The 25,616-nt window shown below is 65.8% G+C and carries 24 protein-coding genes, 1 tRNA gene and 2 pseudogenes; 22 read left to right on the top strand and 5 right to left on the bottom strand.

Annotation, left to right across the window (positions count from 1 at the left end; all coding sequences use genetic code 11):
• Positions 1–93: 93 nt before the first annotated feature.
• From AOT83_RS22830 to tyrS, 3 genes are read left to right on the top strand one after another with little or no spacing between them, the layout of a single operon-like run.
• The gene (locus tag AOT83_RS22830) at positions 94–723 is read left to right on the top strand and encodes a DNA-3-methyladenine glycosylase (protein ID WP_078343181.1); all 630 of its coding nucleotides are present in this window, start codon (positions 94–96) and stop codon (positions 721–723) included.
• Positions 704–1,741 carry an ADP-ribosylglycohydrolase family protein gene (locus tag AOT83_RS22825; protein WP_057963942.1) on the top strand — a complete coding sequence of 346 codons (1,038 nt, stop codon included), beginning with the start codon at positions 704–706 and terminating at the stop codon, positions 1,739–1,741. Before AOT83_RS22830 ends, AOT83_RS22825 begins: the two co-directional genes overlap by 20 nt.
• A 12-nt stretch (positions 1,742–1,753) precedes the next feature.
• Positions 1,754–3,055 (top strand): tyrosine--tRNA ligase, encoded by a 1,302-nt coding sequence (gene tyrS, locus AOT83_RS22820; RefSeq protein ID WP_057963941.1) that lies wholly within the window; start codon positions 1,754–1,756, stop codon positions 3,053–3,055.
• 6 nt (positions 3,056–3,061) lie between these two features.
• On the opposite strand, the gene AOT83_RS22815 is transcribed toward tyrS, so the two are convergent.
• Positions 3,062–4,720 (bottom strand): ATP-binding cassette domain-containing protein, encoded by a 1,659-nt coding sequence (locus tag AOT83_RS22815; protein WP_057964005.1) that lies wholly within the window; start codon positions 4,718–4,720, stop codon positions 3,062–3,064.
• 340 nt (positions 4,721–5,060) lie between these two features.
• Between AOT83_RS22815 and AOT83_RS22810 the strand changes: the two genes are divergently transcribed.
• From AOT83_RS22810 to AOT83_RS22725, 18 genes and pseudogenes are all read left to right on the top strand, one after another.
• Positions 5,061–5,708 (top strand): hypothetical protein, encoded by a 648-nt coding sequence (locus AOT83_RS22810; RefSeq protein ID WP_030098026.1) that lies wholly within the window; start codon positions 5,061–5,063, stop codon positions 5,706–5,708.
• Positions 5,701–6,705, top strand: a complete 1,005-nt coding sequence (locus AOT83_RS22805) for an HAD-IIA family hydrolase (protein ID WP_030098025.1) — start codon at positions 5,701–5,703, stop codon at positions 6,703–6,705. Before AOT83_RS22810 ends, AOT83_RS22805 begins: the two co-directional genes overlap by 8 nt.
• A 49-nt stretch (positions 6,706–6,754) precedes the next feature.
• A complete protein-coding gene (locus AOT83_RS22800) occupies positions 6,755–6,964 on the top strand; it encodes a hypothetical protein (RefSeq protein WP_030098024.1) in 210 nt (69 codons plus the stop codon).
• A gap of 2 nt (positions 6,965–6,966) precedes the next feature.
• A complete protein-coding gene (locus AOT83_RS22795; protein WP_030098023.1) occupies positions 6,967–7,773 on the top strand; it encodes a TlyA family RNA methyltransferase in 807 nt (268 codons plus the stop codon).
• Positions 7,773–8,693 carry an NAD kinase gene (locus AOT83_RS22790; RefSeq protein WP_057963940.1) on the top strand — a complete coding sequence of 307 codons (921 nt, stop codon included), beginning with the start codon at positions 7,773–7,775 and terminating at the stop codon, positions 8,691–8,693. Before AOT83_RS22795 ends, AOT83_RS22790 begins: the two co-directional genes overlap by 1 nt.
• A 2-nt stretch (positions 8,694–8,695) precedes the next feature.
• Positions 8,696–10,465, top strand: coding sequence for a DNA repair protein RecN (gene recN / locus AOT83_RS22785; RefSeq protein ID WP_057963939.1), 1,770 nt, complete (start codon positions 8,696–8,698; stop codon positions 10,463–10,465).
• Positions 10,466–10,593: 128 nt separating this feature from the next.
• Complete coding sequence (gene steA, locus AOT83_RS22780; RefSeq protein WP_030098020.1) at positions 10,594–11,778, top strand: putative cytokinetic ring protein SteA; 1,185 nt, start codon at positions 10,594–10,596, stop codon at positions 11,776–11,778.
• Between the two features lie 7 nt (positions 11,779–11,785).
• Positions 11,786–12,718 carry a copper transporter gene (locus AOT83_RS22775; RefSeq protein ID WP_030098019.1) on the top strand — a complete coding sequence of 311 codons (933 nt, stop codon included), beginning with the start codon at positions 11,786–11,788 and terminating at the stop codon, positions 12,716–12,718.
• Positions 12,719–12,860: 142 nt separating this feature from the next.
• A pseudogene (locus AOT83_RS22770) lies at positions 12,861–14,540 on the top strand (CTP synthase); the annotation flags it as partial.
• Positions 14,541–14,547: 7 nt separating this feature from the next.
• A complete protein-coding gene (locus tag AOT83_RS22765; RefSeq protein WP_030098017.1) occupies positions 14,548–15,192 on the top strand; it encodes an NUDIX hydrolase in 645 nt (214 codons plus the stop codon).
• Positions 15,189–16,136, top strand: a complete 948-nt coding sequence (gene xerD / locus AOT83_RS22760; RefSeq protein ID WP_030098016.1) for a site-specific tyrosine recombinase XerD — start codon at positions 15,189–15,191, stop codon at positions 16,134–16,136. Before AOT83_RS22765 ends, xerD begins: the two co-directional genes overlap by 4 nt.
• A gap of 116 nt (positions 16,137–16,252) precedes the next feature.
• Positions 16,253–17,134: a ParA family protein gene (locus AOT83_RS22755; RefSeq protein WP_030098015.1), complete on the top strand. Its 882-nt coding sequence runs from the start codon at positions 16,253–16,255 to the stop codon at positions 17,132–17,134.
• Positions 17,131–18,012 carry a segregation/condensation protein A gene (locus tag AOT83_RS22750; protein ID WP_070917995.1) on the top strand — a complete coding sequence of 294 codons (882 nt, stop codon included), beginning with the start codon at positions 17,131–17,133 and terminating at the stop codon, positions 18,010–18,012. The genes AOT83_RS22755 and AOT83_RS22750 overlap by 4 nt, the downstream gene beginning before the upstream one ends.
• Complete coding sequence (gene scpB / locus AOT83_RS22745) at positions 18,009–18,749, top strand: SMC-Scp complex subunit ScpB (RefSeq protein WP_030098013.1); 741 nt, start codon at positions 18,009–18,011, stop codon at positions 18,747–18,749. Before AOT83_RS22750 ends, scpB begins: the two co-directional genes overlap by 4 nt.
• Positions 18,750–18,752: 3 nt before the next feature.
• Positions 18,753–19,493: a pseudouridine synthase gene (locus tag AOT83_RS22740; RefSeq protein WP_057963938.1), complete on the top strand. Its 741-nt coding sequence runs from the start codon at positions 18,753–18,755 to the stop codon at positions 19,491–19,493.
• 8 nt (positions 19,494–19,501) lie between these two features.
• Entirely contained in the window at positions 19,502–20,176 is a 675-nt protein-coding gene (cmk, locus tag AOT83_RS22735) for a (d)CMP kinase (RefSeq protein WP_109394945.1), read from the top strand.
• Positions 20,173–21,573, top strand: coding sequence for a ribosome biogenesis GTPase Der (der, locus tag AOT83_RS22730; protein WP_030098010.1), 1,401 nt, complete (start codon positions 20,173–20,175; stop codon positions 21,571–21,573). Before cmk ends, der begins: the two co-directional genes overlap by 4 nt.
• A 200-nt stretch (positions 21,574–21,773) precedes the next feature.
• A complete protein-coding gene (locus AOT83_RS22725) occupies positions 21,774–22,337 on the top strand; it encodes a LysM peptidoglycan-binding domain-containing protein (RefSeq protein ID WP_030098009.1) in 564 nt (187 codons plus the stop codon).
• Positions 22,338–22,424: 87 nt separating this feature from the next.
• Here the strand turns inward: AOT83_RS22725 and AOT83_RS22720 are convergent, their stop codons facing one another.
• A complete protein-coding gene (locus AOT83_RS22720; protein WP_057963936.1) occupies positions 22,425–23,789 on the bottom strand; it encodes an HNH endonuclease signature motif containing protein in 1,365 nt (454 codons plus the stop codon).
• Positions 23,790–23,950: 161 nt separating this feature from the next.
• Here AOT83_RS22720 and AOT83_RS22715 point away from each other — a divergent pair.
• A tRNA-Pro gene (locus AOT83_RS22715) sits at positions 23,951–24,024 on the top strand.
• A gap of 35 nt (positions 24,025–24,059) precedes the next feature.
• On the opposite strand, the gene AOT83_RS22710 is transcribed toward AOT83_RS22715, so the two are convergent.
• The 3 genes and pseudogenes from AOT83_RS22710 to AOT83_RS22700 form a co-directional block, all read right to left on the bottom strand.
• Positions 24,060–25,028, bottom strand: a complete 969-nt coding sequence (locus tag AOT83_RS22710; RefSeq protein WP_057963935.1) for an NAD(P)-dependent oxidoreductase — start codon at positions 25,026–25,028, stop codon at positions 24,060–24,062.
• A gap of 57 nt (positions 25,029–25,085) precedes the next feature.
• Positions 25,086–25,424, bottom strand: a complete 339-nt coding sequence (locus AOT83_RS22705) for a P-II family nitrogen regulator (RefSeq protein WP_057963934.1) — start codon at positions 25,422–25,424, stop codon at positions 25,086–25,088.
• A 5-nt stretch (positions 25,425–25,429) separates the two neighbouring features.
• Positions 25,430–25,616, bottom strand: a pseudogene (locus tag AOT83_RS22700) (ammonium transporter); the annotation flags it as partial.

Genomic DNA, 25,616 nt, shown 5'->3' with positions numbered 1-25,616 from the left:
CGATGCCACCGCGGTAGCTAACTCACCGACGGATGAACTCACCATGGGATGAATATGGGCTTGTCTGCCACGGCTGTCAAGGACAATCGTGGGGTGAGTGCCGCGATTCTGAGGACCCATCCCGCCAAGGCCGCAGTGCGCCTGCTCGGCGCCACCATCGAATCGCGTGGGGTCCTCGCGGTGATCGTCGAGGTTGAGGCCTACGGGGGTGTACCCGATGGGCCGTGGCCCGATCCCGCCTCACACTCGTTCCGCGGGCCGACGCCTCGCAACCGGGTGATGTTCGGGCCCGCCGGCCACCTCTACGTATACCGAAGTCACGGAATTCATCTGTGTGCCAACGTGGTGTGTGGTCCGGACGGTGTCGCCGGCGGAGTGTTGATGCGGGCGGCGGCGATTGTGGATGGAGCACCTTTGGGCTGGCAGCGCCGCCCGACCGCCCGTAACGACGCGGGTCTGGCTCGCGGCCCCGGAAATTTGGGCGCCGCGCTGGGGATCACCCCCGAAGACAACGGCGTCGACGTTTTCTCCGCTTCCAGCCCGGTGCGGGTCGTGTTGAGGCGCAAGCAGAAGGCCCAGTCGGGGCCGCGCGTGGGTGTCAGCACGGCGGCGGATCGTCCATGGCGATTCTGGCTGCCCGGATATCCGGAGGTATCCGTGTACCGGCGCAGTCCACGCGCTCCGCAACCGGATACTGGTCCATATGCCTCGATTGACGTCTGAGGAACCGGGCGGCGCCGCACTGCTCGGGGGTGCGCTCGGTGATACCCTCGGGGGGCTCGTCGAGTTCGACGACATCGACCAGATCCGGCTGCAGTTCGGGCCCGGGGGCATTGCCGAACCTCCACCGGGGCAGCCGCTGCTCATCACCGACGACACGCAGATGACGCTGTTCACGGCCGAAGCACTCATCCGGGCGCGTCGTGCGCCTGATTCCGAGCCAGCCGAGATCGCCCACCGCGCCTATCTGCGATGGTTGCACACCCAGGGTGGCCAGGTGCCCGCCGAGGTTCTCGACGGCTGGTTGGTCACCGTCCCCGGGCTGCACTCGCTGCGTGCACCCGGAAAGACATGTCTGTCGGCACTGGAATCCACCAGTTCACCTGTCCGCGAGCGGGGTTCGCGTATACACCTGCTGAACAACTCCAAGGGTTGCGGGGCGGTGATGCGCGCGGCACCGGTGGGTCTTGCCGAGCCCGATCCCGTCAGGGCCTTCGAGCTGGCCGCTGATTTGGGCGCGCTCACACATTCACATCCCAGCGGTTATCTCAGTGCCGGGGCTTTCGCGGTGATCATCAACCGAGTGGCGGCCGCAGCGACTCTGGCGGAGTCGGTGCGCATGGCGCTCGATGTGCTCGCCGCACATTCCGGGCACGAGGAGACATCCGGCGCCTTGCGTAGAAGTCTCGAACTCGCCGCGCACGAGCGGCCGACTCCGGAACGGATCGCCTCTGCGCTCGGTGGCGGGTGGGTCGGGGAGGAGGCACTTGCCATCGGTATCTGGGCGGCTGCCGGTGCGCATGATTTCAAGGACGGAATCCGGTTGTCGGTGAACCATTCCGGTGACTCCGATTCCACCGGGTCCATCACGGGGAATCTCCTCGGTGCGATGTGGGGCACACCGAGCCTGCCACCGGATTGGCTGGACCGGCTAGAACTCCGCGAGGTCATCGCGACCGTCGCCGATGACCTCCGCAGGCCTGCGGGACCACGATCGGATGAGCGGTATCCGGCACGCTGAACCCGATAAGGGATGATCGTTGCCGTGGTTTCCAACATTCTCGACGAGCTGACCTGGCGCGGTCTCATCGCGCAGACGACCGACCGTGACACCCTCGCGGCCGATATCGCGAAGGGGCCGATCAGCGTCTACGGGGGATTCGACCCCACCGCCGCAAGTCTGCACGCCGGGCATTTGGTGCCGCTGCTGACCCTGAGCCGATTCCAGCGGGCCGGGCATCGCCCCATCGTGCTGGCCGGTGGGGCGACCGGTCTCATCGGCGACCCGCGCGACACCTCCGAACGCAGCCTGCATGGTGCGGACACCGTGGCAGAGTGGGCTGATCGGATTCGCGGGCAATTGGAGCGTTTCGTCGAGTTCAATGACAGCCCAACCGGGGCCATCGTCGCGAACAACCTGGACTGGACCGGTCAGCTCTCCGCCCTGGAGTTCCTGCGCGATCTGGGCAAGCACTTCTCGGTGAACGTCATGCTCGACCGGGACACCATCCGGCGGCGCCTGGAGGGAGATGGCATCTCCTATACCGAATTCTCGTACATGCTGTTGCAGGCCAATGACTACGTGCAGCTGTACCGAAACTACGGCTGCTCGTTGCAGATCGGCGGCTCGGACCAATGGGGCAACATCGTCGCCGGCGTCCGGCTGGCCCGCCAGCTTGACGGTGCCTCCGTGCACGCGCTGACCGTTCCGTTGGTGACGGCGGCCGACGGCACCAAGTTCGGTAAGTCCACGGGGGGCGGCAACCTCTGGCTCGATCCGGAGATGACGAGTCCGTACGCCTGGTACCAGTACTTCATCAACACCGCCGATGCCGACGTGGTGCGGTACCTGCGCTGGTTCACCTTCCTGACCGCCGACGAAGTCTCCGAGCTGGAGACCGCAACGGACGAGCGGGCACATGAGCGCGCCGCTCAGCGTCGTCTGGCCGCCGAGGTGACCACCCTGGTCCATGGTGAAAGCGCCACGCAGGCAGTCGAACTTGCCAGTGGGGCATTGTTCGGCCGGGGCGAGTTGGACCGGCTCGACGAGGGCACATTGACCGCGGCCCTCACCGAGGCCGGCAACGGTGAGCCTGCGCGGCTCGCCGACGGGGAACCCGATACCATCGTGGACCTGCTGGTGAGCAGCGGACTCTCGGAAAGCAAGGGTGCCGCACGCCGCACCATCAAGGAGGGTGGCGTCTACGTCAACAACACCAGAGTGGACGCCGAAGAGTGGACGCCCAGTGACGGCGACTACCTCACCGGTGGGTGGCTGGTGCTTCGCCGCGGAAAGCGCAACATCGCCGGGGTGCAGCGGGTACGCGGGTCGTAGATTTCGCTACACCCATTGGGGTTCAACGGATTCCTTCACCTTGCCGTCCACGCCGAAGACGAGGAAGCGAGTGAAGGTCCGCGCGAACCATCGATCGTGGGTGACGGCGATGACCGTGCCGTCGAAGGCTGCCAACGCATCTTCGAGCGCCTCCGCCGAATGCAGGTCCAGGTTGTCGGTCGGCTCGTCGAGCAGCAGCAGTGTCGACCCCATCAACTCCAGCAGCAGGATCTGAAACCGGCCCTGTTGCCCACCCGAGAGCGAGCCGAAGGTCTGCTCGGCCGACGGCGCGAGCCCGTAGCGGTCCAGGATCCGCGAGGCCTGCTCGCGACCGTGACCGGCCCGCCGTTCGTCCCCGTGATGCAGGATGTCGAGCAGCGTGCGTTCCATCAGGCCCGCGTGATGGTGCGTCTGCGCGAACCACCCCGGACGTACCCGCGCGCCCAGCCGTAGTCGTCCGTCGTGGCGCACGGCTTCGGGAATCATGTCGCCCACCGGCAACTGATCCGGCTCGGGGTCACTGCCCCCGCACGCCAGCAGGCGCAGGAAATGCGACTTGCCGGTGCCGTTACCACCCAGGACCGCGACCCGATCGCCGTACCACAATTCGGCGTCGAATGGCTTTGTCAGACCGCTCAATTCGAGGTTCTCCGCGATCACGGCCCGCTTGGCGGTGCGGCCGCCGCTAAGACGCATGCGGACGTTCTGGCGCAGTGGAACCGCTTCGGGTGGCCCTGCCTCATCGAAGCGGCGCAGCCGGGTCTCGGCCGCTTGCAGCCGGCTGGCCATATCGGAGTTGTACGCCGCCTTCTGCCGGTACATCAGCACCAGATCGCGTAGCGCCGAACGCTGTTCGTCCCAGCGGCGACGCAACTCGGCGAGCTTGGCGTTACGGTCCGCCCGCGCCTGATGGTACGTAGCGAACGACCCCGGGTGCACCCACAGTGTGGACCCGGCCCGGGTGGGTTCCAAGGTGGCGACCTGACTCGCCGCGTGATTGATCAGCTCGCGATCGTGACTGACAAACAGCACGGTCTTGGACGACTCCACGAGCCTGTCCTCGAGCCAGCGCTTGGCCGGGACATCCAGATAGTTATCGGGCTCGTCAAGTAGCAGTACCTGGTGCGGACCGCGCAGCAGTGATTCGAGTACCAGACGTTTCTGCTGACCGCCCGACAGCGTGTTGACCCCGCGAAATCTGGCCAGTTCGAACGGAATTCCCAAGGCAGCGGTGGTGTGTACGTCACATTCGGTCTCGAATTCATACCCGCCCACATCCGCCCAGTCGGCCAGCGCCTGGGCGTACGTGAGCTGATCTCGTTCGCTGTCACGTTCCATGAGTGCCAGCTCGGCGCGGTCCAAACGTTCGGCGGCCACTCTGATGGGATCCGGCGCCACCGACAACAGCAGATCGCGGACGGTCGAGTCGTCACGAACGGAACCGATGAATTGCCGCATCACCCCGAGCTGCCCGCCCCGGGTGACGGCCCCGTCATGAGGACCGGTGTCGCCGGCGATGATGCGCAACAACGTCGTCTTGCCGGTCCCATTGGGGCCGATCAGCGCGGTTTTACTGCCTTCGCCTACCCGGAAGCTGACATCGTGGAGAAGCGCTCGGCCGTCCGGGAGGTGATAGCCGATGGCATCGAGCTGCACATGGCCCATGGATGAGCCGCTTGCGCGCAGACCAGCGGACATGGCGTTCAGTCTGCGTAATGGGTCACGTGGATCGCCACCGAATTTCCGGCGAAGGGCCTGTTACCGGCATACTCGCGCTGTAAAGGAGGTGCCCGTGGACCAGCGAGGACCCAGGCAGCAGGGGCCCAGAAAACAAGGCCCGAGTCGCCCCGCGCGCGATTCAGGCGCGCGGCGCGATGACCGCGGTGGCGGTGCGGCACGTCCGCGCCGGTCGGATGAGCGCAGCGGCGATCGCCCCCAGCGCAATCAGGGATCCGGGCCCCGGCGCACGGATGAGCGCCAGGCGCCACGAAACTTCGGCCCACACATTCCTGACGAGGTCGAGGCCAAGCAGCTTGCGCCCGATGTCCGCGCCGAGCTGCTCAGCCTCGACAAGAACACCGCCGACACGGTGGCCCGGCATCTGGTCGTGGCGGGCAACCTACTCGACGAAGACCCGGAAGCGGCGCTGGAGCACGCCAAGGCCGCCAAGAGCCGTGCGGCCCGCATTGCGGGCGTCCGTGAAGCGCTCGGTATCGCCGCCTATCACTGCGGGGACTGGGCGCTGGCGTTGTCCGAACTGCGCGCGGCCAAGCGCATGGGCACCCGCTCGCCACTGCTGGCCCTCATCGCCGATTGCGAACGGGGAGTGGGCCGGCCCGAACGTGCCCTCGAACTTGCCCGCGGAGATGAGGCCAAGGCACTCACCGGCGATGCCGCCGACGAACTGCGCATTGTGACCGCCGGAGCACGCGCCGACATGGGGCAGCTTGATCAGGCGTTGGCGGTGCTGTCGACTCCCGCACCCGATCCGAAGCGGGTCGGCGTGGTCGCGGCGCGGCTGTTCTACGCCTACGCCGACATCCTCCTGGCCCTGGATCGCAAACCCGAAGCAGTGCAATGGTTTCTGCACGCGGCCAACGCCGATGTCGAAGGCCACACGGACGCCGAGGATCGGGCAGCCGAACTTGCCTGACACACTTGCCGGCGCCCACGACTGCCTGCTCCTGGATCTCGACGGCACGGTATTCCGGGGTTCCGAACCCACTCCGAATGCCATTGCCGCGTTGTCAGCCGCCGGCGATGCACGGCAGCTATACGTCACCAACAACGCCAGCCGGTCCGCACCCGAGGTCGCCGAACACCTCACCTCCCTGGGCTTCATGGCCACCCCCGGCGACGTTGTCACCAGCGCCCAGAGTGCGGCCAGACTGCTCGCCGAGGCACTTGAGCGTGACGATGCGGTACTCGTGGTCGGCACCGAGGCGCTGGCCGCCGAGGTTGCGGCCGTTGGCCTCACCCCGGTGCGGAGCTTCGATGCCGCGCCACGTGCCGTGGTGCAGGGGCACTCACCGGACACCTGCTGGACCACCCTTGCCGAGGCGGCACTCGCGATTCGGGCAGGCGCGTATTGGGTGGCGGCCAATGTCGACGCGACGCTGCCGACCGAACGTGGTCTGCTACCGGGAAACGGGTCCATGGTCGCCGCGCTGCGCACCGCCACCGACGCCGATCCGATCGTGGCGGGCAAGCCGGGGCGTGCACTCATCGAGGACGCACTGGCACGCGGAAGCTTCGCACGGCCGCTCGTTGTCGGCGACCGTCTCGATACCGATATCTCCGGAGCCAATGCCGCGGACTTACCCAGCCTCATGGTGCTCACCGGCGTCAACAGTGCTGTCGATGCGATCTGGGCGCACACCTCGCACCGGCCCACCTTCCTGGGGGCCGATCTGGGTGCATTGCACCTCCCACAGACCGAAGTACGTATCGAGCCGAAGCCGTCATGGCGAGTAACGGTGGATACCGGCCATGTGTCGGTCGGCGCCGTCGACGACGCCGGAACACCCCTGTCGCTGGCACAGTCATTGGCGGCCGCGGTGTGGGCAACAGGCTCAGCTCCGGCGATCAGGCCCATCGTGTCCACCGATGACCTGGCGGAACAGGCCTTGCAGGGGCTTTCTGCCGGATAGTGTGTCGTCGCCCCTGCCGGTCGGGGGCGATCCACTAGCCTTGAGCGCGATGACCACCCCGAACGATGTTGCCCGTCACGCTGCCGGACCTGATCCTGATGAGGTCAGGTCCCAGGTGCAGGCGCTGCTGGGTCAGCTCGACCCGCCTGCCGGCCTGGGCGAAACCGACGCCGAGCTGGATCTCGAAACCCAAGCCCAGGTCCTGGAACAGGCACATGACGTGTTGGTCCGAGCGCTGGAATCCGCGGAGCAGGGATAGTCATGGCCCGGCACGCCAGGGTCGACGCCGAGTTGGTGCGCCGCGGGCTCGCGCGGTCGCGACAGCAGGCGGCTGAGCTGATCGACGCGGGACGCGTGCGTATCGACGGCATACCCGCCGCGAAAGCCGCAACAGCCGTGCCTGCGACGGCTTCGCTTGTGGTGCAGGGGGAGGCCGAGGACAAGTGGGTCTCGCGTGGTGCCCACAAACTTCTCGGGGCGCTTGACGTCTTTGGCCCACAGGGACTTTCCGTCGAGGGCAAGCGCTGTCTGGATGCTGGTGCCTCGACGGGCGGTTTCACCGAGGTGCTGTTGCGCTCGGGTGCTCGTGAAGTTGTTGCCGCCGACGTCGGGTATGGGCAACTGGCCTGGGCCCTGCAGTCCGACGACCGGGTCACCGTGCTGGACCGCACCAATGTGCGCACCCTGACACCCGAACTGATCGGCGGGTCGGCACAACTGATCGTGGCCGACCTGTCCTTCATATCGCTCGGACTGGTACTCGATGCGCTGATCGCTTGTGCCACAGACGATGCCGATATCGTGCCCATGGTCAAACCCCAGTTCGAGGTGGGTAAGGAACTCGTCGGCGCGGGAGGTGTGGTGCGTGACCCGCAACTACGCATCGATGCCGTGGTCTCTGTCGCCCACCGCGCCAGGACGCAGGGTTGGCATACCGCTGGCGTGACGGCCAGCCCACTGCCCGGACCATCCGGAAACGTCGAATACTTTCTCTGGCTGCGGAACACAGATTCCGGCCTGGATATCGAAACAGCAGTCGCCGATGCAGTATCGAGGGGACCCCAGTAATGAACGAACGCAAGATTCTGCTCGTCGCGCACACCGGGCGCGATGAGGTTACCGAGACTGCCCAGCGTGTCGCGAAAACGCTGGGCGAGAACGGTATCGCCTTGCGGGTGTTGTCCGCTGAGGCCATCGATCGTGGCCCCGTGCATTTGGACCCCACCGAATTCCGCTCCCTCGGTGTCGATGTCGAGGTTGTCGACGCGGATGAGAATGCCGCCACCGGGTGTGAACTGGTGCTGGTACTGGGCGGGGACGGCACTTTTCTGCGGGCCGCGGATCTGGCACGTAGTGCGACCGCGCCGGTGCTCGGAGTCAATCTGGGCCGCATCGGGTTTCTCGCCGAGGTCGAGGCCGAGGCGCTCGATGCCGTGCTCACCCATGTGGTTGAGGGCACCTACCGCGTCGAGACCCGGATGACACTGGACGTCCTGGTTCGCATTGGCGGCGAGGTTGTCGAGCGTGGCTGGGCGCTTAACGAGGTCAGTATCGAAAAGGGCCCCCGGCTGGGTGTGCTCGGCGTGGTGCTGGAGGTGGATGCCCGTCCGGTCTCCGCCTTCGGATGCGACGGAGTGCTGGTCTCGACGCCGACCGGATCAACGGCTTACGCCTTCTCGGCGGGCGGACCGGTCGTCTGGCCGGATCTGGACGCAATCCTCGTGGTGCCCAACAACGCTCATGCCTTGTTCGCCCGGCCCATGGTGATCAGTCCTGCGTCCACCGTCGCCGTCGAGATCGAAGCCGATGGGCATGACGCGCTCCTGTTCTGTGATGGACGTCGAGAGATCAGAGTGCCACCGGGAGGACGCGTCGAGGTGGTGCGCGGTCATCAGCCGGTGCTGTGGGCACGCCTGGACAGCAAGCCTTTCGCGGACCGGATCGTCCGCAAGTTTCAGTTGCCCGTCAAGGGCTGGCGGGGAAGGTAGTCGTGCTCACCGAGATTCGCATCGAGTCCCTTGGCGCAATACCCGCTGCGACCGCGGAGTTCGACAGTGGTTTGACCGTGCTGACCGGTGAGACCGGAGCCGGCAAGACCATGGTGGTCACGAGTCTGCATCTGCTCGGTGGCGCCCGCGCCGACGCCAATCGGGTGCGGGCGGGCGCCGACCGCGCCGTAGTGGAGGGCCGGTTTCTCACGACCGATCCGCTGGGCGCCGAACCAGCCGAAGTTACCGAGATCCTGGATTCCTCAGGGGCGCAACGGGATGACGACGGTAGCGTGATCGCCGCGCGTTCGGTGACCTCCGACGGGCGTTCACGCGCATATCTGGGTGGACGCAGTGTGCCCGCCAAATCGCTGGCCAGCTTCACCGCGGGACTGCTCACGGTGCACGGGCAGAACGACCAGCTGCGGCTGATGCGCCCGGAGCAGCAGCTCGCCGCGCTGGACAGGTTCGCCTCGGAAGGGCCGGGCAGCATCGAGGCGCTGCTCACCACCTATCGCAAGCTGCGCGAGGAGTGGCTCACCGCGCGGCGCGACCTGATCGACCGCACCAACCGGGCGCGTGAGCTCGCGCAGGAGGCCGATCGACTCGGGTTCGCGCTCAACGAGATCGACACCGTCGATCCCAAGCCGGGTGAGGACGACCAGCTCACCGCCGACATCCATCGCCTGTCCGAACTCGATGCGCTGCGCGATGCGGCCGGCTCGGCACGTGGTGCGTTGGCGGGCACGGACTCGGATGGCGGCGATGACGATTCGGATTCGGCGATCGACCGCATCGCCAAGGCCAAAGTTCTGCTGGAGGCCACCGATGACGCGGCCCTGCAAGCCCTCGCGCCACAATTGGCCGAGGCTCTTGCGGTGGTCAGTGATGTCGCCCGCGAGTTGACCGCGTTCACCGACGAATTACCCAGCGATGCAAGCACACTCGAAGAGAAGCTGGCACGCCAGGGGCTGCTGCGTACGTTGACCCGCAAGTACGCCGCCGACCTGGGCGGGGTGATCGCCTGGGCGCAGGAGGCGCGCGGCAGGCTGGCCGAGGTCGACACCTCCGAGGAGACGCTTAACGCCATCGCTGCCCGTGTGGATCGGCTCGCCGGTGAACTGGCTGTCGCGGCAACGGCTCTGAGCAAGGCGCGCACGAAGGCCGCGAAGGCGCTCGGTAAGGCCGTCACCGCCGAGCTGGCCGGCCTGGCGATGGACCGTGCGGTGTTCACCATCGCCGTGGAGCCCATCGCGGCCCGGGCCGATGACTCGGCGCCGTTGGCGCTGCCGTCCGGGCAGACCGTGCACGCGGGATCAGCGGGTACCGACGCCGTCGAATTCGGATTCGCCGCCCATCGTGACAACCCGCTACTGCCGCTGGCCAAGAGCGCATCCGGGGGTGAGCTCTCGCGCGTGATGCTGGCCCTCGAAGTGGTGCTGGCCGCCTCGACCGTCGGCACCACCATGGTGTTCGACGAGGTCGATGCTGGGGTGGGTGGCCGTGCGGCCGTGCAGATCGGTCGACGGTTGGCCAAGCTGGCCCACACGCATCAGGTGATCGTGGTGACGCACCTGCCGCAGGTCGCGGCCTTCGCCGATATCCACCTCACGGTTGACCGGGTGAACAGCAAGGGCAGCGGTGTGCGCCGTCTGGATGATGAGGACCGGGTCGCCGAGCTGGCCCGTATGCTCGCCGGTCTCGGCGACTCCGACACCGGCCGGGCGCATGCCCGCGAGTTGCTCGACGCGGCCCGCTCCGAGCGGGGCTAAGGCTCCCTTCCCGCAAACAATCACAGGGCACGACCCGCAGAAAATCAGCGGTACTGGAGTGACTAATGTGACAGGTGTTACGGCGCGCCTCCACAGGCTCGACGGCGCATCGCGTCATGATCACCTTCATGAACTTGACCACGATGCTCACGCGAAGCAGCAGCTCCAGGCCCGGCATCGTCGGAACAGTGCGTACCGACAGGGACATCAACAGGCTGCTGCAACGCCTCAATCCGGGTGATATCGCCGTCATCGACATCCTCGATCTGGATCGCATCACGGCCGATGCTCTGGTCGACGCCCGGGTGAGCGCCGTCGTCAACGCTTCGCCGTCGATCTCCGGCCGGTACCCGAATCTGGGACCCGAGGTGCTCGTCGCCAACGGCATCATCCTTATCGACAGCATCGGACCCGAGGTCTTCAAAAAGGTCAAGGACGGCTCCACCGTTCGCGTGCACAACGGCGGCATCTACAACGGCGATCGCCGTCTGATCGCGGGAACTCCGCGCACCGATGCGGACGTGCACGACCTCATGACCGAGGCGAAGACCGGATTGGTCGCACACCTGGAGGCCTTCTCCGGCAACACCATCGAATTCATCCGTAGCGAGAGCCCGCTGCTGATCGACGGCATCGGCATCCCGGACGTCGATGTCGATCTGCGCAACCGGCACGTCATCGTGGTGTCCGACGGCGCGGGTGCGGTGTATGACCTGAAGAACCTCAAGCCTTTCATCAAGGAGTACCAGCCGGTTCTCATCGGAGTCGGGGGCGGCGCGGACATCCTGCGCAAGGCCGGGTACCGGCCGCTCATCGTGGTGGGCGACCCGTTGTTGATGAGCAACGATGTCCTGAAATCCGGTGCGCAGGTCGTGCTTCCCGCCGACGCCGACGGACACGCCGCCGGGCTCGAGCGCATCCAGGATCTGGGAGTCGGTGCGGTCACCTTCCCGGCCGCGGGTTCGGCGGCGGACCTGGCGCTGCTGCTGGCCGACCATCACGGAGCATCGTTGATCGTCACCGTGGGCCACACCGCATCCATCGAGGAGTTCTTCGATCGCGAACGCCAGCAATCCAATCCGTCAACATTCCTGACCCGGCTCAAGGTCGGCGCCAAACTCGTCGACTCCAAAGCCGTTGCGACGTTGTACCGCAACCGGTTCTCCGGTGGGGCCATCGCCTTGCTGATCCTCGCGGTGCTGGTTGCCGTGATCACCATGCTGTGGGTCACCAGCGCGGGCGACAGCGCCGCGGAATGGCTGCTCGCGTATTGGAACCGGTTGACCGTCTGGGTGCAGAACCTGGTCAGCTGAGTCACCCGTGATTACCCTGCGCCAGCACGCAATATCCCTCGCTGCGGTTTTCCTCGCACTCGCGGTGGGCGTCATACTCGGTTCCGGTCTGCTCAACGACACCCTGCTGTCCGGTCTGCGCGACGACAAGCGCACCCAGCAGCGGCAGATCGAAGACCTGAATCAGGACAAGAACGCCCTCAACGAGAAACTCAACGCGGCAAGCAACTTCGATGCCACCATGGCACCCCGAATGGTCTCTGGCGCCCTGGGCGATCGCAAGGTCGTGCTGATCACCACCCCGGAGGCCGACCGCGCCGATGTCGACGGCATCGCGCAGCTGATAGCCACCGCGGGCGGATCGGTATCGGGCCGGATCGGGTTGACCGATCAGTTCACCGACGCCAATCAGGGCGAACGGCTGCGCACCATCGTGAACTCGTCGATCCTGCCCGCCGGCACCGCGCTGCGTACCGATGTCGTCGATCAGGGCTCGCAGGCAGGTGACCTGGTAGGCATTGTGCTGCAGGTCCCGAAAGATCCGGCACCACCGGTGACCGATGAGCAGCGTGATATCGCCCTGTCGGCACTGCGGCAGAGCGGATTCATCACTTACACCGACGGACAGGTGTCGGCGGGGAACCTCGCGGTGATCGTGACCGGGGGAGCGCTGCCCAACGACGCCGGAAACAAGGGTTCCACCGTCGCGCGATTCGCCGCCGCGCTGGATCGGCGCGGTTCCGGCGCCGTGCTCGCCGGACGCAGCGGGTCGGCCGACGGCATCGCGGCGATTGCCGTGACCCGGGCCGACAGCTCCATGGCCTCCGCGGCGAGCACCGTCGACGACATCGAGATGGCCTCGGGCCGCATCACCACCATCCTGGCGCTGCGGGAACAGTCCGACGGCCGCTCGGGCCGGTATGGACTGGGGCCGGGAGCTACCTCCATCACGGTGCCGTAGAAGATCCGAAAAGGGGATCTAGCCCACACCGCACGGCGTGTTCAGCGCGGGTTGTCGGCGTGTTTGTTAGGGTGAGGTTCCGTGGGTCAGCAGGGCCCCGAGCTAGTCAGAATTGCCCTGCGCAGTCGTCACGGGAGCCAAGTTGGCAGGTCTACGCAAGCATCCTCAATCCGCCACCAGGCACCTCTTCGTCAGCGGCGGTGTGGCGTCCTCGCTGGGCAAGGGACTGACCGCCTCCAGCCTCGGGCAGCTTCTTACGTCACGTGGTTTGCAGGTGACCATGCAGAAGCTCGATCCGTACCTGAACGTGGATCCGGGCACCATGAACCCGTTCCAGCACGGCGAGGTTTTCGTGACCGAGGATGGTGCCGAGACCGATCTCGATGTCGGGCACTACGAGCGCTTCCTGGACCGCGACCTGTCCGGGTCGGCGAATGTCACTACGGGGCAGGTTTATTCGTCCGTCATCGCCAAAGAGCGACGTGGCGAGTACCTCGGCGACACCGTGCAGGTGATCCCGCACATCACCGATGAGATCAAGAGCCGCATTCTGGCCATGGCCGAACCCAACGAAAAGGGACAGCGGCCCGACATCGTCATCACCGAGATCGGCGGCACGGTCGGCGACATCGAGTCGCAGCCGTTCCTGGAGGCCGCGCGCCAGATCCGGCACGACGTCGGCCGCGACAACGTCTTCTTCCTGCACGTGTCCCTGGTGCCGTACTTGAAGCCGTCCGGCGAGCTCAAGACCAAGCCCACGCAACATTCGGTCGCCGCGCTGCGCAGCATCGGCATCACCCCCGACGCGCTGATCCTGCGCTGCGACCGGGAGGTGCCCGAACCTCTCAAGAACAAAATCGCGCTCATGTGCGACGTCGACGTCGACGGTGTCATCTCGACACCGGACGCCCCGTCCATCTACGACATCCCGAAGGTGCTGCATCGCGAGGAACTCGACGCCTATGTGGTGCGCCGGCTGAACCTGCCCTTCCGTGACGTCGATTGGACCGAGTGGGGCGATCTGCTGCAGCGCGTCCACGAGCCCAGCGAAACCGTACGAATCGCCTTGGTGGGCAAGTACATCGATCTGCCCGACGCGTATCTGTCGGTCACCGAGGCGCTGCGGGCCGGAGGATTCCGGCACCGCACGAAGGTCGACATCAAGTGGGTGCCTTCGGACGACTGCGAGACCGAGGCCGGTGCGCAGTCCGCGCTCGGCGATGTCGACGGCGTGCTGATCCCCGGCGGTTTCGGCATCCGGGGCATCGAGGGCAAGCTCGGCGCCATCCGCTACGCCCGCAAGCGGCGTATCCCGATGCTGGGCCTGTGTCTGGGGTTGCAGTGCATGGTGATCGAGGCGGCACGCTCGGCGGGCCTGGCCGACGCCAACTCGGCCGAGTTCGATCCCGACACCCCGAGTCCGGTTATCGCCACCATGGCCGATCAGGTGCGGGCAGTCGCCGGTGAGGCGGATCTGGGCGGAACGATGCGCTTGGGTGCCTACCCCGCGATCCTGGAAGCCGATTCGATCGTCGCCGAGGCGTACGGAACGACCGAGGTGTCCGAGCGGCACCGGCATCGCTACGAGGTGAACAACCCTTACCGGGACAAGATCGCCGAAAGCGGCCTGCGGTTCTCCGGCACATCGCCGGACGGGCACCTGGTGGAGTTCGTCGAGTACCCGAGGGACGTCCATCCGTTCGCGGTCGCCACCCAGGCCCACCCCGAACTCAAGAGCCGTCCCACCCGCCCACATCCGTTGTTCGTCGCGTTCATCCGCGCAGCAATGGAATACAAAGCGGCCGAGCGTCTTCCGTTGGATCCTGACAGTGAGTAGCGGGGCCTCCGGGGAGGGCGAACGCCACGAGTTCGTCACTCTGGAGTCCGAGCCCATGTACATGGGCGGCATTCTGGCGTTGCGCCGCGACCGTGTCGCGATGCCCGGCGGCGGAAGTGCGACCCGAGAGGTCGTCGAGCACTACGGGGCCGTCGCGGTCGCTGCGGTGGATGAGGTGGGGCGGGTCGCGCTGGTGCATCAGTACCGCCATCCGCTCGGGCACCGGCTATGGGAACTGCCCGCCGGCCTGCTGGACATCGCGGGGGAGGACACCCAGCTGGCCGCCGCGCGCGAGCTGCAGGAAGAGGCAGGCGTCGAGGCCACCACCTGGCGGGTGCTCGTGGACGCGGCCGCTTCACCCGGGTTCACCGACGAGGTGGTCAGGGTCTTTCTGGCCACCGGGCTGTCACATCCGGGACGCGGTGAAAGTCATGACGAAGAGGCCGACATGACGGTGCACTGGGTGCCGCTGGCTGAGGCGGTGTCCATGGTGCTCGCCGGTGAAATCGTGAATGCTATTGCCGCGGCGGGCATTCTGGCCGCACATGTGGCCCTCACCGGTCACCACACCCGCGCCTCGGACGCCCCCTGGCCTGACCGGCCTACGGCCTTCGCGGAACGTAAGGCCCGAATGTGACGGTGGCGGTCCCGCTCCTAGACGGTGAGATCCAGTCCTATCTGGATCACCTCGACGTGGAACGCGGCGTCGCCGCGAACACACTGAGCTCATACCGTCGCGATCTGCGCCGCTATCAGCAGCATCTCGCCGACCGCAAAATCGACCGTCTCGCCGACGTGTCCGAACCCGATGTCAGCGATTTCGTGGTGACGCTGCGCCGGGGTGACCCCGAGCATGGCGTGCCCGAGCTGTCCGCGTCCTCGGCCGCGCGCGCGTTGATCGCCGTGCGTGGGCTGCACCGGTTCGCCGCCATCGAAGGGCTGGTACCGACAGACGTCGCCCGCGCCGTCAAACCGCCGACCCCCAACCGGCGGCTGCCCAAAAGCCTCACCGTCGACCAAGTCGAGGCCTTGTTGGCCGCCGCGGGCGGAGCCGCCACGGACGGCCCGCTCGATCTGCGTAACCGTGCACTGCTGGAACTGCTGTATTCGACCGGCGCCCGGATCTCGGAGGCGGTGGGGCTCGATGTCGACGATGTCGACGTTCAGGCCCGCTCGGCATTGCTCTGGGGCAAGGGCGGCAAGCAACGGCTGGTGCCCGTGGGGCGCCCCGCGGTGGAAGCGCTCCAGGCGTACCTGGTGCGTGGCCGTCCGGACCTGGCGCGACGAGGGCGCGGGGGCGTGCCCGCCCTGTTCCTGAACTCGAGGGGCGGACGGCTCTCACGTCAAAGCGCCTGGCAGGTACTTGCCGATGCCGCCGAACGCGCCAAGATCAGCGCGGCCGTATCGCCGCACACACTGCGGCACTCCTTTGCGACGCACCTCCTCGAAGGCGGTGCCGACGTTCGCGTCGTGCAGGAGCTGCTCGGCCACGCCTCGGTCACGACGACACAGATCTACACGCTGGTCACCGTCAGTTCGCTGCGCGAAGTGTGGGCTGGTGCACATCCCCGCGCCCGATAGTGCCGACTCCATGCGCGGGTTGCCGCTACCGCAAGCCACAACCCCACTAGACTTGCGCGAATGCCTTCGATGAGCCGCTGGTGCGAAGAGGGTCGAACAGATGACCGGGAGGTGACGTGACGGACTCCAGTCTTGACTCCGACTTTCCCGCCGAAGACGGCGACCTTGACCTGACCGGTCGTCCGCACAAAGACATTCCCGAACCAAAGCCGCTGACCAGCCATGGACCGGCCAAGGTCATCGCGATGTGCAATCAGAAGGGTGGCGTGGGTAAGACCACGTCGACCATCAATCTGGGCGCCGCGCTGGCCGGGTACGGCCGACGCGTCCTGCTCGTGGACCTGGACCCGCAGGGGGCGCTGTCCGCAGGTCTGGGCATCGCGCACCACGAGCTGGAGACCACGGTGCACAACCTGCTGGTCGAGCCGCGGGTATCGGTAGACGATGTCCTCATGCGCACCCGGGTCGACGGCCTGGACCTGATTCCCAGCAATATCGACCTGTCCGCGGCCGAGATTCAGCTGGTCAACGAGGTGGGCCGGGAACACTCGCTGGCCCGTGCGTTGCATCCGGTGCTCGACCGCTACGACTACGTGCTCATCGACTGCCAGCCGTCGCTGGGACTGCTGACAGTGAACGCGCTGGCCTGTTCCGAGGGCGTCGTCATCCCGATGGAATGCGCGTTCTTCTCGCTGCGCGGGCTGGCGCTGCTCACCGACACCGTCGCCAAGGTGCGCGACCGGCTCAACCCGAAGCTGTCGGTGTCCGGAATCGTCATCACCATGTTCGATGCCCGCACCTTGCACGCGCGTGAGGTGATGGCCCGGGTCATCGAGGTGTTCGGTGACCAGGTCTTCCACACCGTCATCACCCGCACCGTCCGCTTCCCGGAGACCAGTGTGGCGGGGGAGCCCATCACCACGTGGGCGCCCAAATCCTCCGGTGCCCAGGCGTATATCTCGTTGGCTCGCGAGGTAATCGACCGGTTCGAATCGTGACGGTTGAGGTACCGGAAGAGCTGGCTGTGTCTCATCCGGTCGAGACCTCTGCGGAGCCCGGCTCCGCGGCCCCGGAGGCGGCTGCGTCCGAAACGCACGGTTTCCGGATTCGTCTCACAAACTTCGAGGGTCCGTTTGACCTTCTGCTGCAACTGATTTCGCAGCATCGGCTCGATGTCACCGAGGTGTCGCTACATCAGGTGACCGACGAGTTCATCGCGTACACCAAGTCGCTGGGCGATACCTACAGCCTGGACGAGGTCACCGCGTTCCTGGTGGTGGCGGCCACACTGCTGGACCTCAAGGCGGCGCGGTTACTGCCGTCGGGCCAGGTGGACGACGCCGACGATCTGGCCCTCCTGGAGATCCGGGACCTGCTGTTCGCGCGGCTGCTGCAGTACCGGGCCTTCAAGCACGTGGCGGAGATGTTCGCCGAACTGGAGGCCGCCGCGCTGCGTTCATATCCGCGGGCGGTGGCGTTGGAGGAGCGGTTCAGCGAGTTGTTGCCGCCGGTGCACCTGGGACTCGATGGCGACCAATTCGCCCAGCTCGCGGCCGGTGCGTTTACGCCGCGGCCGGTGCCGACGGTGGGCCTCAGCCATCTGCATATTCCCCGCGTTTCGGTGCCTGAGCACGCCAAACGGATGGTTGAACTGCTGGCCGAACGCGGCGCGGGGCAGTGGATGACCTTTACCGAGTTGGTGGCCGAGTGCACGGTGCCCATTGAGATCGTGGCCCGTTTCCTGGGCGTCCTCGAGCTCTACCGCTCCAAGGCGGTACTATTCGAGCAATCCGAACCGCTTGGACCGCTCCAAGTTTCATGGACCGGTGAGCGCCCGGCGCAGGATGATCTAGAAAAGGCAGTGGACTACACATGAGTGAGCAGACGACCTCTGTCGAGGGGTCGGAGGAGTCCACCGAGCTCGACCCCTCAGCAGAACCCATCCTGGAGGAATCGGACGAGTTCGTCCCGATGACCGATGAGGAACTCAGCAGCACTCTCGAAGCGCTGTTGCTGGTGGTGGATACACCCATCAGTGCGGCAGCGGTGGCCACCGTCGTCGCGCAGCCGCTGGATCGTGTAGCCGAAGCGCTGCAACGGATTTCCGAGATCCTGACCGACCGCACGAGTGGTATCGACCTGCGTGAGACCGCAGATGGCTGGCGCATGTACACCCGCGCCCAGTACGCCCCCTACGTGGAGAAGCTGCTGCTGGACGGTGCACGTTCGAAGTTGACCCGAGCTGCGCTGGAGACCCTTGCCGTGGTGGCCTACCGGCAGCCGGTGACGCGATCGCGCGTCAGTGCCGTTCGCGGTGTGAACGTCGACGCCGTGATGCGGACGCTGCTGATGCGCGGGCTGATCGCCGAGGCCGGCACCGATGACGAGTCCGGTGCCGTGATGTTCCGCACCACCGAGTTGTTCCTGGAGCGGCTCGGGCTGACGTCACTGTCGGATCTTCCCGATATCGCACCGCTTCTTCCCGATATCGACGTGATCGATGACCTATCCGAGAACCTTGGCGACGAGCCGAGGTTTGCGCGGCTCGACCGGACGTCTGCGGACGGCGCCGGATCCGGTGCCGCGCCCGCCTTTACTGTTGATCAGGACTGAACGATGAGCGAAGAAGGAATTCGGCTACAGAAGGTGTTGTCGCAGGCGGGAATTGCGTCACGCCGGGTTGCTGAGCGGATGATTTTCGACGGCCGCGTGGAGGTGGACGGCGAGATCGTCACCGAGCAGGGCCGGCGAATCGATCCCGCCGTCAACGTGGTTCGCGTCGACGGTGCGCGGGTGATCATGAACTCCGAGCTGGTGTATCTGGCACTCAACAAGCCGTACGGGATGCTCTCGACCATGTCGGACGATCGTGGCCGCCCGTGCATCGGGAAGCTGATCGAAGAGCGGGTGCGCAGCAACCAGGGTGTCCGCAATGTCGGCCGTCTGGATGCCGAAACCGTCGGTCTGATCCTGCTGACCAATGACGGGGAGCTGACGCACCGCCTCATGCACCCGTCCTATGAGGTGTCCAAGACGTACATCGCCACGGTGGCCGGCAACATACCGCGCAGTCTTGGCAGACAGCTGCGCGACGGCGTAGAACTCGCCGACGGCCCCGCCAAGGTCGACGATTTCAAATTCCTCGGAACCACCGACGGCCAGACCATGCTCCAGCTAACCCTGCACGAGGGGCGCAATCGCATTGTGCGCCGGATGCTGGATGCCGTGGGGCATCCGGTAGTGGAATTGGTGCGCACCAAGATTGGCGATGTGACGCTGGGCAATCAGCGTCCGGGAAGCCTCCGCGCCCTGGGCCGCGATGAGATCGGCTCGCTGTACAAGGCGGTGGGTCTGTGAGTCGCGTCTTGGTGGCCATCGACGGTCCATCGGGCACCGGAAAGTCCTCGGTGGCCAAGGAATTGGCCCGGCAGCTCGGCGCCGCCTATCTGGATACCGGTGCGATGTACCGCATCGTGACGCTCTGGGTGCTGCGTGCCGGTGTCGATCTCACCGATCCGGCGGCCATCGCCGCGGCCACCGGCGAGGTGCCGATGTCGGTCGGGTCCGATCCGGATGCGCAGACGGCTCTGCTCGCCGGAGAGGACGTGTCGACTCCCATCCGGGGGACCGAGGTGACTGGCGCGGTTTCCGCGGTGTCCGCGGTTCCGGAGGTACGTGAGCGGTTGGTGCGACGGCAGCGTGAGCTGGCCGAGGGCAGTGGTGGCGCCGTGGTGGTCGAGGGCCGCGATATCGGTACCGTCGTGCTGCCCGAGGCCGACGTGAAGATCTACCTGACGGCATCGGCACAGGCCAGGGCCCAGCGCCGTAACGCACAGAATGTCTCGGGCGGCGGGGCCGACGAGTACGAGCGCGTGCTCGCCGACGTGCAGCGCCGCGATCATCTGGACTCGACCCGGGCGGTGTCACCGTTGCGTCCGGCGCAGGACGCGATAGAGGTCGACACCAGCGACATGACACAGGATGAGGTGGTGGCCCACCTGCTGGACCTCGTTCGCACAAGGGCAGGGGCATCCCGATGACCGACGGCACATGGGTCGATGAAAGCGAGTGGGAACTCGACGAATTCGATGGAGTCGAGGAAACCGAGGAGCCGAGTGCCCCGCCTGCGGTGGTGGCGGTGGTCGGTCGCCCGAATGTCGGCAAGTCGACGTTGGTGAACCGCATCATCGGGCGGCGCGAAGCGGTCGTCCAGGACATCCCTGGGGTGACCAGAGACCGCGTCTCGTACCCGGCCGAATGGCTGGATCGCCGATTCACCGTGCAGGACACGGGTGGCTGGGAGGCCGATGCGACCGGCCTGCAACAGCTCGTGGCCGAACAGGCGCGGCATGCGATGGCGACCGCGGATCTCATCATTCTGGTGGTCGATGCGACGGTGGGTCCCACCTCGACTGACGAAGACGCGGCGAAGCTGCTGCGCCGCTCGGGCAAGCCGGTTTTCCTGGCGGCCAACAAGGTTGATAGCGACCGTGCCGAGGCCGACGCCGCAACCCTGTGGTCGCTGGGGTTGGGTGAGCCCATCGCCATCAGCGCCATGCACGGGCGTGGGGTCGCGGATCTGCTCGACCGTGTGGTCGCCGATCTGCCCCAGGTGTCAGCGCGAGGGTCGGGGGAGGGCGGACCGCGGCGTGTGGCACTCGTCGGAAAACCCAACGTGGGCAAGAGCTCTCTTCTGAACAAGCTTTCCGGCGACGAGCGGTCGGTGGTGCACGATACTGCCGGGACCACCGTGGACCCAGTGGATACCTTGATCGAACTCGGCGGTAAGACTTGGCGTTTCGTCGATACGGCAGGTCTGCGCCGTAAGGTTGGCCAGGCCTCGGGGCATGAGTACTACGCCTCGCTGCGCACCCATGGAGCCATCGAGGCCGCCGAGGTGGCGATCGTGCTTCTGGACGCATCCCAGCCCATCACCGAACAGGACCAGCGGGTGCTGTCGATGGTCGTCGAATCCGGGCGCGCATTGGTACTGGCGTTCAATAAGTGGGACCTGGTGGACGAGGATCGCCGCGATCTCCTTGAACGTGAAGTAGACCTTCAGCTTGCGCAGCTCAATTGGGCACAGCGCGTGAATATCTCGGCCAAGAGTGGGCGGGCCATCCAGAAGCTGGTGCCCGCGCTGGAGTCTGCACTGCAGTCCTGGGACTCGCGTATCTCTACCGGTCAGCTCAATACCTGGGTCAAGGAAGTGGTTGCCGCGACGCCGCCGCCGGTGCGCGGCGGGAAGCAGCCACGTGTGTTGTTCGCCACTCAGGCCACCTCACGGCCGCCGACCTTCGTGCTATTTACCACCGGTTTCCTCGAGGCGGGGTATCGCCGATTCCTCGAACGTCGATTGCGCGAAAGTTTCGGCTTCGAAGGCACTCCCATCAGGGTGAATGTGCGGGTACGCGAGAAGCGCGGGCCCAAGCGCTAACTGACGGCGAGATAGCAACGGGCACAAGATAAAGGACCCTGTGCACATTGCGCTCTCAGGCTCCGTTCACCCAATATTCGCGCCCATGTTGAGATCTACCCGATCCGAATCGCCCACTTTTTCGGTTTGCCGACCTAGGCTAGTTTGACCGTCTACCATCCTGCGGCGGTAGCAAAACCACCTACGAAAGGCGCAACACAGTGGCGGACACACTCACCCAGGGTCAGAAGCTGGATTCGGGACAGAGCCTCACCTCGAACAACGGCGCGTACACCCTGACTCTGCAGGATGACGGCAACCTGGTTCTGACCGACGGCGGCAGCCCCGTGTGGGCCTCCGACACCAGCGGACACAGCGCTGGCCGTGCAGAGGTGCAGAGCGACGGAAACTTCGTGGTCTACGACAACGGTGGCGGCGCGCTGTGGAGCAGCAACACCGAGGGCCGTTCCGACGTGAAGCTGGTTCTGCAGGACGACCGCAACCTGGTGCTCTACGCAGGCGCCGACTCCGTGTGGTCCTCGGGCACCCAGACCGACACCCCGGTCGCCCCGGCCGAGTCCGTCGAGGTTGCTCCGGCCGCCGTGGAGGAGCCTGCTCCTGCCCCGGAGCCCCGCACCTACACGGTCGTGTCGGGTGACACCCTGTGGGCCATCGCCGAGCGCTTCTACGGCGACGGCAACCAGTACCAGAAGATCGCCGACGCGAGCGGCGTTGCCAACCCCGATCTGATTCAGCCGGGTCAGGTTCTGACCATCCCGGAGTAATCGCACCGGATCACGCAAGCGGCTCGAACTAAGCCTCTTGGCCCCATCGGCCCCGTCGGGTTAACCCCCGGCGGGGCCGATGTCGTGTTACTCCCGTAGGTAGCCGTCCGGATGGTGGAACCAATTGATACGCGGCGAACGCGCCGGATCGACATGCGCGGGTGGGATCCACCAGGTTCGGCCGTCCGGACCGCGTGCTGCTCTCCAGTGCTGGTCCTCGGCTCCCAGTAGCTTGTGATGCCCTTCGCAGCCGAGCGTGAGGGAGTCGATATCGGTGCTGCCGCCGTGAGCCCACTCGTCCATGTGGTGCACCTGGCAGTGATACGCGGGTTGATCGCAGCCTGGGTAGGTACAGCCACGATCCTTGGCGGTCAACATGATTCGCTGGTCCTCGGTGGCGATCCGTCTCGCCCGCCCCAGATGCAACGCGCGACCGTCGTCATCGAAGATGGCCAGATAATGATGGGCGTGACTGGCCATCCGGATCAGATCGGTGATCGGCAGGAGTGAGCCCCCGCCGGTCACCGCGTTACCCGAGCCAGCTTCGAGCTCACGCAGCGTTGCGGTGACCACCGCGGTCACCGGCAATCCGCGATGACGACCCAGCTCACCCGATGACAACACGGACCGGCAGACCGCCTTCAGCGCATCGTGCTGCCGCTGTGCGACGGTTCGACCATCCCGCGGCGCCGCATCTACGTCCGAATCATCACCTACGCAAGGTGTTTCGTCATCGGGGTTGCACATGCCCGGTGCTGCGTACTTGGCGAAGATCGCGTCGAGATAGGAACGTAGCTCGGGGTCGAGGTCGAATTCCCCGGGCGTCATGAGGTCGACACCCTGACGCCCCATTCTGAACCCTCGCCGTCGAGCACGGTCGGCGTCGCCGGTGAAGCTCCCGTCGGGATCGAGATAGGCCAGGAGTCTGTCTGCGGCCTTGCGGAGCTCGTCGGGTCGCAGCGTTCCCGCGAGCTCCGCCAGCTGCCTCTCGGCGGCCGCCCGGGTTACCGCATCGACGGCGTGGGGGAGCCGGTCCCAGAACTGGCGGATGACCGCGATGTGATCACACCCGGCGGTGCCCGCCTGTTGCGCCATGGCGGTGGCCGCGAGCACCGGCTCGATCCGGTCACCGCTGAGCGTGACCCGCGGACCGAGTTCCGCGGCGTCCCGGATGCGCCGTCGGGCGTCGGAGCGGGTGATCCGGAGTGCATCGGCGAGGACGTCGGGCGGGTTGATGCCACCGAACGCGCCCGGAACATGATCGGCCACAAGTTCATTGACAAGCCCGTGGGTGGCGGCGGGAATCCGGCGCACGAATGCCTCGACCTCGCGTAGGACGGCGAGACGGTCACCCTGCGTAAGGGTCTGCGGATCCAGTTCCGACAATGCGCCGAGGGCGCCGGCCAGCTCCGCAAGGACCTGGCTTGCCTCCGCATCTACTATCGAACGCATGTTCGAATTATAGGACGCCACTCCGACAACTACCGACAAATGTTGCGAATGATTTTGTTGTGACACAAGTGATTTCAGGAATCCGGGTTCGTTGACCGGAATCCGAGTTCAGGATCTCGCCACACCTACGGTAGGCTTCCGTCTGCTGCTCATCGCGGCGGCGGGCTGTGGCGCAGCTTGGTAGCGCACTTGACTGGGGGTCAAGTGGTCGCAGGTTCAAATCCTGTCAGCCCGACAACACAAAAACCACCTGTTTACAGGTGGTTTTTGTCATCCCAGGAGCCCTTGGCTCTGTAACCAGGTTTGGGTCGCTTGCATGCCGGATTCGAGAGTGAACTGGGGCCTGAACCCCAGAACGCTCTGTGCTTTGGCAATCGAGTAGGTCCCGGTCCTGGTGAGGTATCGCACGGAGGCGGCATTGGCTTCCGTTGTTCTGCCCGACAGCGCGAGGATGGACGTCTTCGCTCTGGCCAAGCCAATCGCAGCGGTGGTGGGTAGCACCAAGGGGCCGCGCTTACCGAGCATGCGGTAGTAGTGGCCGAAGAACTGTGCGCAGGCGACCCCAGCGCCTCCGGAGATGGTGAAGATCTGGCCGCGTGCCGCGTCGCAGGTAGCCACGCTCGTGATGCCGTCAATGACGTCATCGATGTAGATCGGCGAAAAGATGCCCTTTCCCATCGCCGGCAACACGAACTGGTTACCGCGGATCATCTCTAACGGCAGCAGTGTCCACGGCCGGGATCCGGGCCCGTAGATATCACCTGGGCGTACGATCCGCGCATCGATCCGGTGGGCCGCGTGAGCCTGCAGTACCACTTGTTCGCTTGCGATCTTGGTGTCAACGTAGGTGTTCCCGTCGGTTCGGACAGGATGATCTTCGGTGACCATATCGGGGAAGTCGATGTCCGAGAACGCGCGAACCGACGATAGGTGTACGAACACCGCCCCTGGTGACGTGGCGTCGATAACCTTTTTCGTGCCAAGCACATTGATGCGCCAGGCCGCGTCGGCTGCCGCGGTGTTCGACACTATTGCTGCGGTGTGGAAGATCGCATCCGCGGCGGCAGCGTCTGCCAGCCACGGACCCTCAACGTTGATATCTCCGGCGCGGACGTCGTGTGTGGGGTCCGCCGCCAGATCGACGCCGCGGGTCTCCCAGCCCGAGGCGCGAAGCTGCCGCGAGAGTGCGCGGCCCACGAATCCGTTTGCGCCGGTGATGAACGCGCGTCGAATCGTCACCTTCCATCAGTATCAAACAGCGGTACTGGGGGCAAATAGGTTGCACAACTTGCCCGGTTAGAGGGCCTCGGCGCCCTGTTCGCCGGTGCGTACCCGCACCACCGAGTCAACGGGGCTCACCCAGACCTTGCCGTCGCCGATCTTGCCGGTGCGTGCGGCGGTCACGATGACCTCCACCACCTTGTCGACAGCCTCGTCGTCGACAAGGACCTCGACCTTCACCTTCGGCACGAAGTCCACTTGATACTCAGCGCCGCGGTATACCTCGGTGTGGCCCTTCTGCCGGCCGTAGCCCTGCACCTCGCTGACCGTCATGCTGGGGTTGCCGGTCTGTTCGAGTTGGGTTTTGATGTCGTCGAGCGTGAACGGTTTGACGATCGCGGTAACGAGTTTCATGTCCCTCATGCCTCTCGGTGGGAGATGAGGGGGCGTCCCTCTGTCGGGGAGCCCGCGAAGTTCCCGGTGGCTGATCCGAGGCCGAGTGCGACGAAGTCGTATGCGCCTTCAGCGTGTTGGGATTCGTCGGCTCCGGCCGCTTCTCCCTCGTCGCTGATGCGCAGGCCAATGGTGTACTTCACGATGAATGCA

Origin of the sequence: Mycobacteroides sp. H001, from assembly GCF_001440005.1 — a bacterium.
Taxonomy (GTDB): Bacteria; Actinomycetota; Actinomycetes; order Mycobacteriales; family Mycobacteriaceae; genus Mycobacterium; species Mycobacterium gwanakae.
Note: the sequence above shows the minus strand (reverse complement) of the source record. Positions and strands in the feature narration are given on the sequence as shown.

Coding starts and splice junctions, on each gene's coding strand:
- AOT83_RS22825 (WP_057963942.1), top strand. CDS start 704: ATGCCTCGATTGACGTCTGAGGAACCGGGCGGCGCCGCACTGCTCGGG.
- tyrS (WP_057963941.1), top strand. CDS start 1,754: ATGATCGTTGCCGTGGTTTCCAACATTCTCGACGAGCTGACCTGGCGC.
- AOT83_RS22815 (WP_057964005.1), bottom strand. CDS start 4,720: ATGGGCCATGTGCAGCTCGATGCCATCGGCTATCACCTCCCGGACGGC.
- AOT83_RS22800 (WP_030098024.1), top strand. CDS start 6,755: ATGACCACCCCGAACGATGTTGCCCGTCACGCTGCCGGACCTGATCCT.
- AOT83_RS22795 (WP_030098023.1), top strand. CDS start 6,967: ATGGCCCGGCACGCCAGGGTCGACGCCGAGTTGGTGCGCCGCGGGCTC.
- AOT83_RS22790 (WP_057963940.1), top strand. CDS start 7,773: ATGAACGAACGCAAGATTCTGCTCGTCGCGCACACCGGGCGCGATGAG.
- steA (WP_030098020.1), top strand. CDS start 10,594: ATGAACTTGACCACGATGCTCACGCGAAGCAGCAGCTCCAGGCCCGGC.
- scpB (WP_030098013.1), top strand. CDS start 18,009: ATGAGTGAGCAGACGACCTCTGTCGAGGGGTCGGAGGAGTCCACCGAG.
- AOT83_RS22740 (WP_057963938.1), top strand. CDS start 18,753: ATGAGCGAAGAAGGAATTCGGCTACAGAAGGTGTTGTCGCAGGCGGGA.
- der (WP_030098010.1), top strand. CDS start 20,173: ATGACCGACGGCACATGGGTCGATGAAAGCGAGTGGGAACTCGACGAA.
- AOT83_RS22720 (WP_057963936.1), bottom strand. CDS start 23,789: ATGCGTTCGATAGTAGATGCGGAGGCAAGCCAGGTCCTTGCGGAGCTG.
- AOT83_RS22705 (WP_057963934.1), bottom strand. CDS start 25,424: ATGAAACTCGTTACCGCGATCGTCAAACCGTTCACGCTCGACGACATC.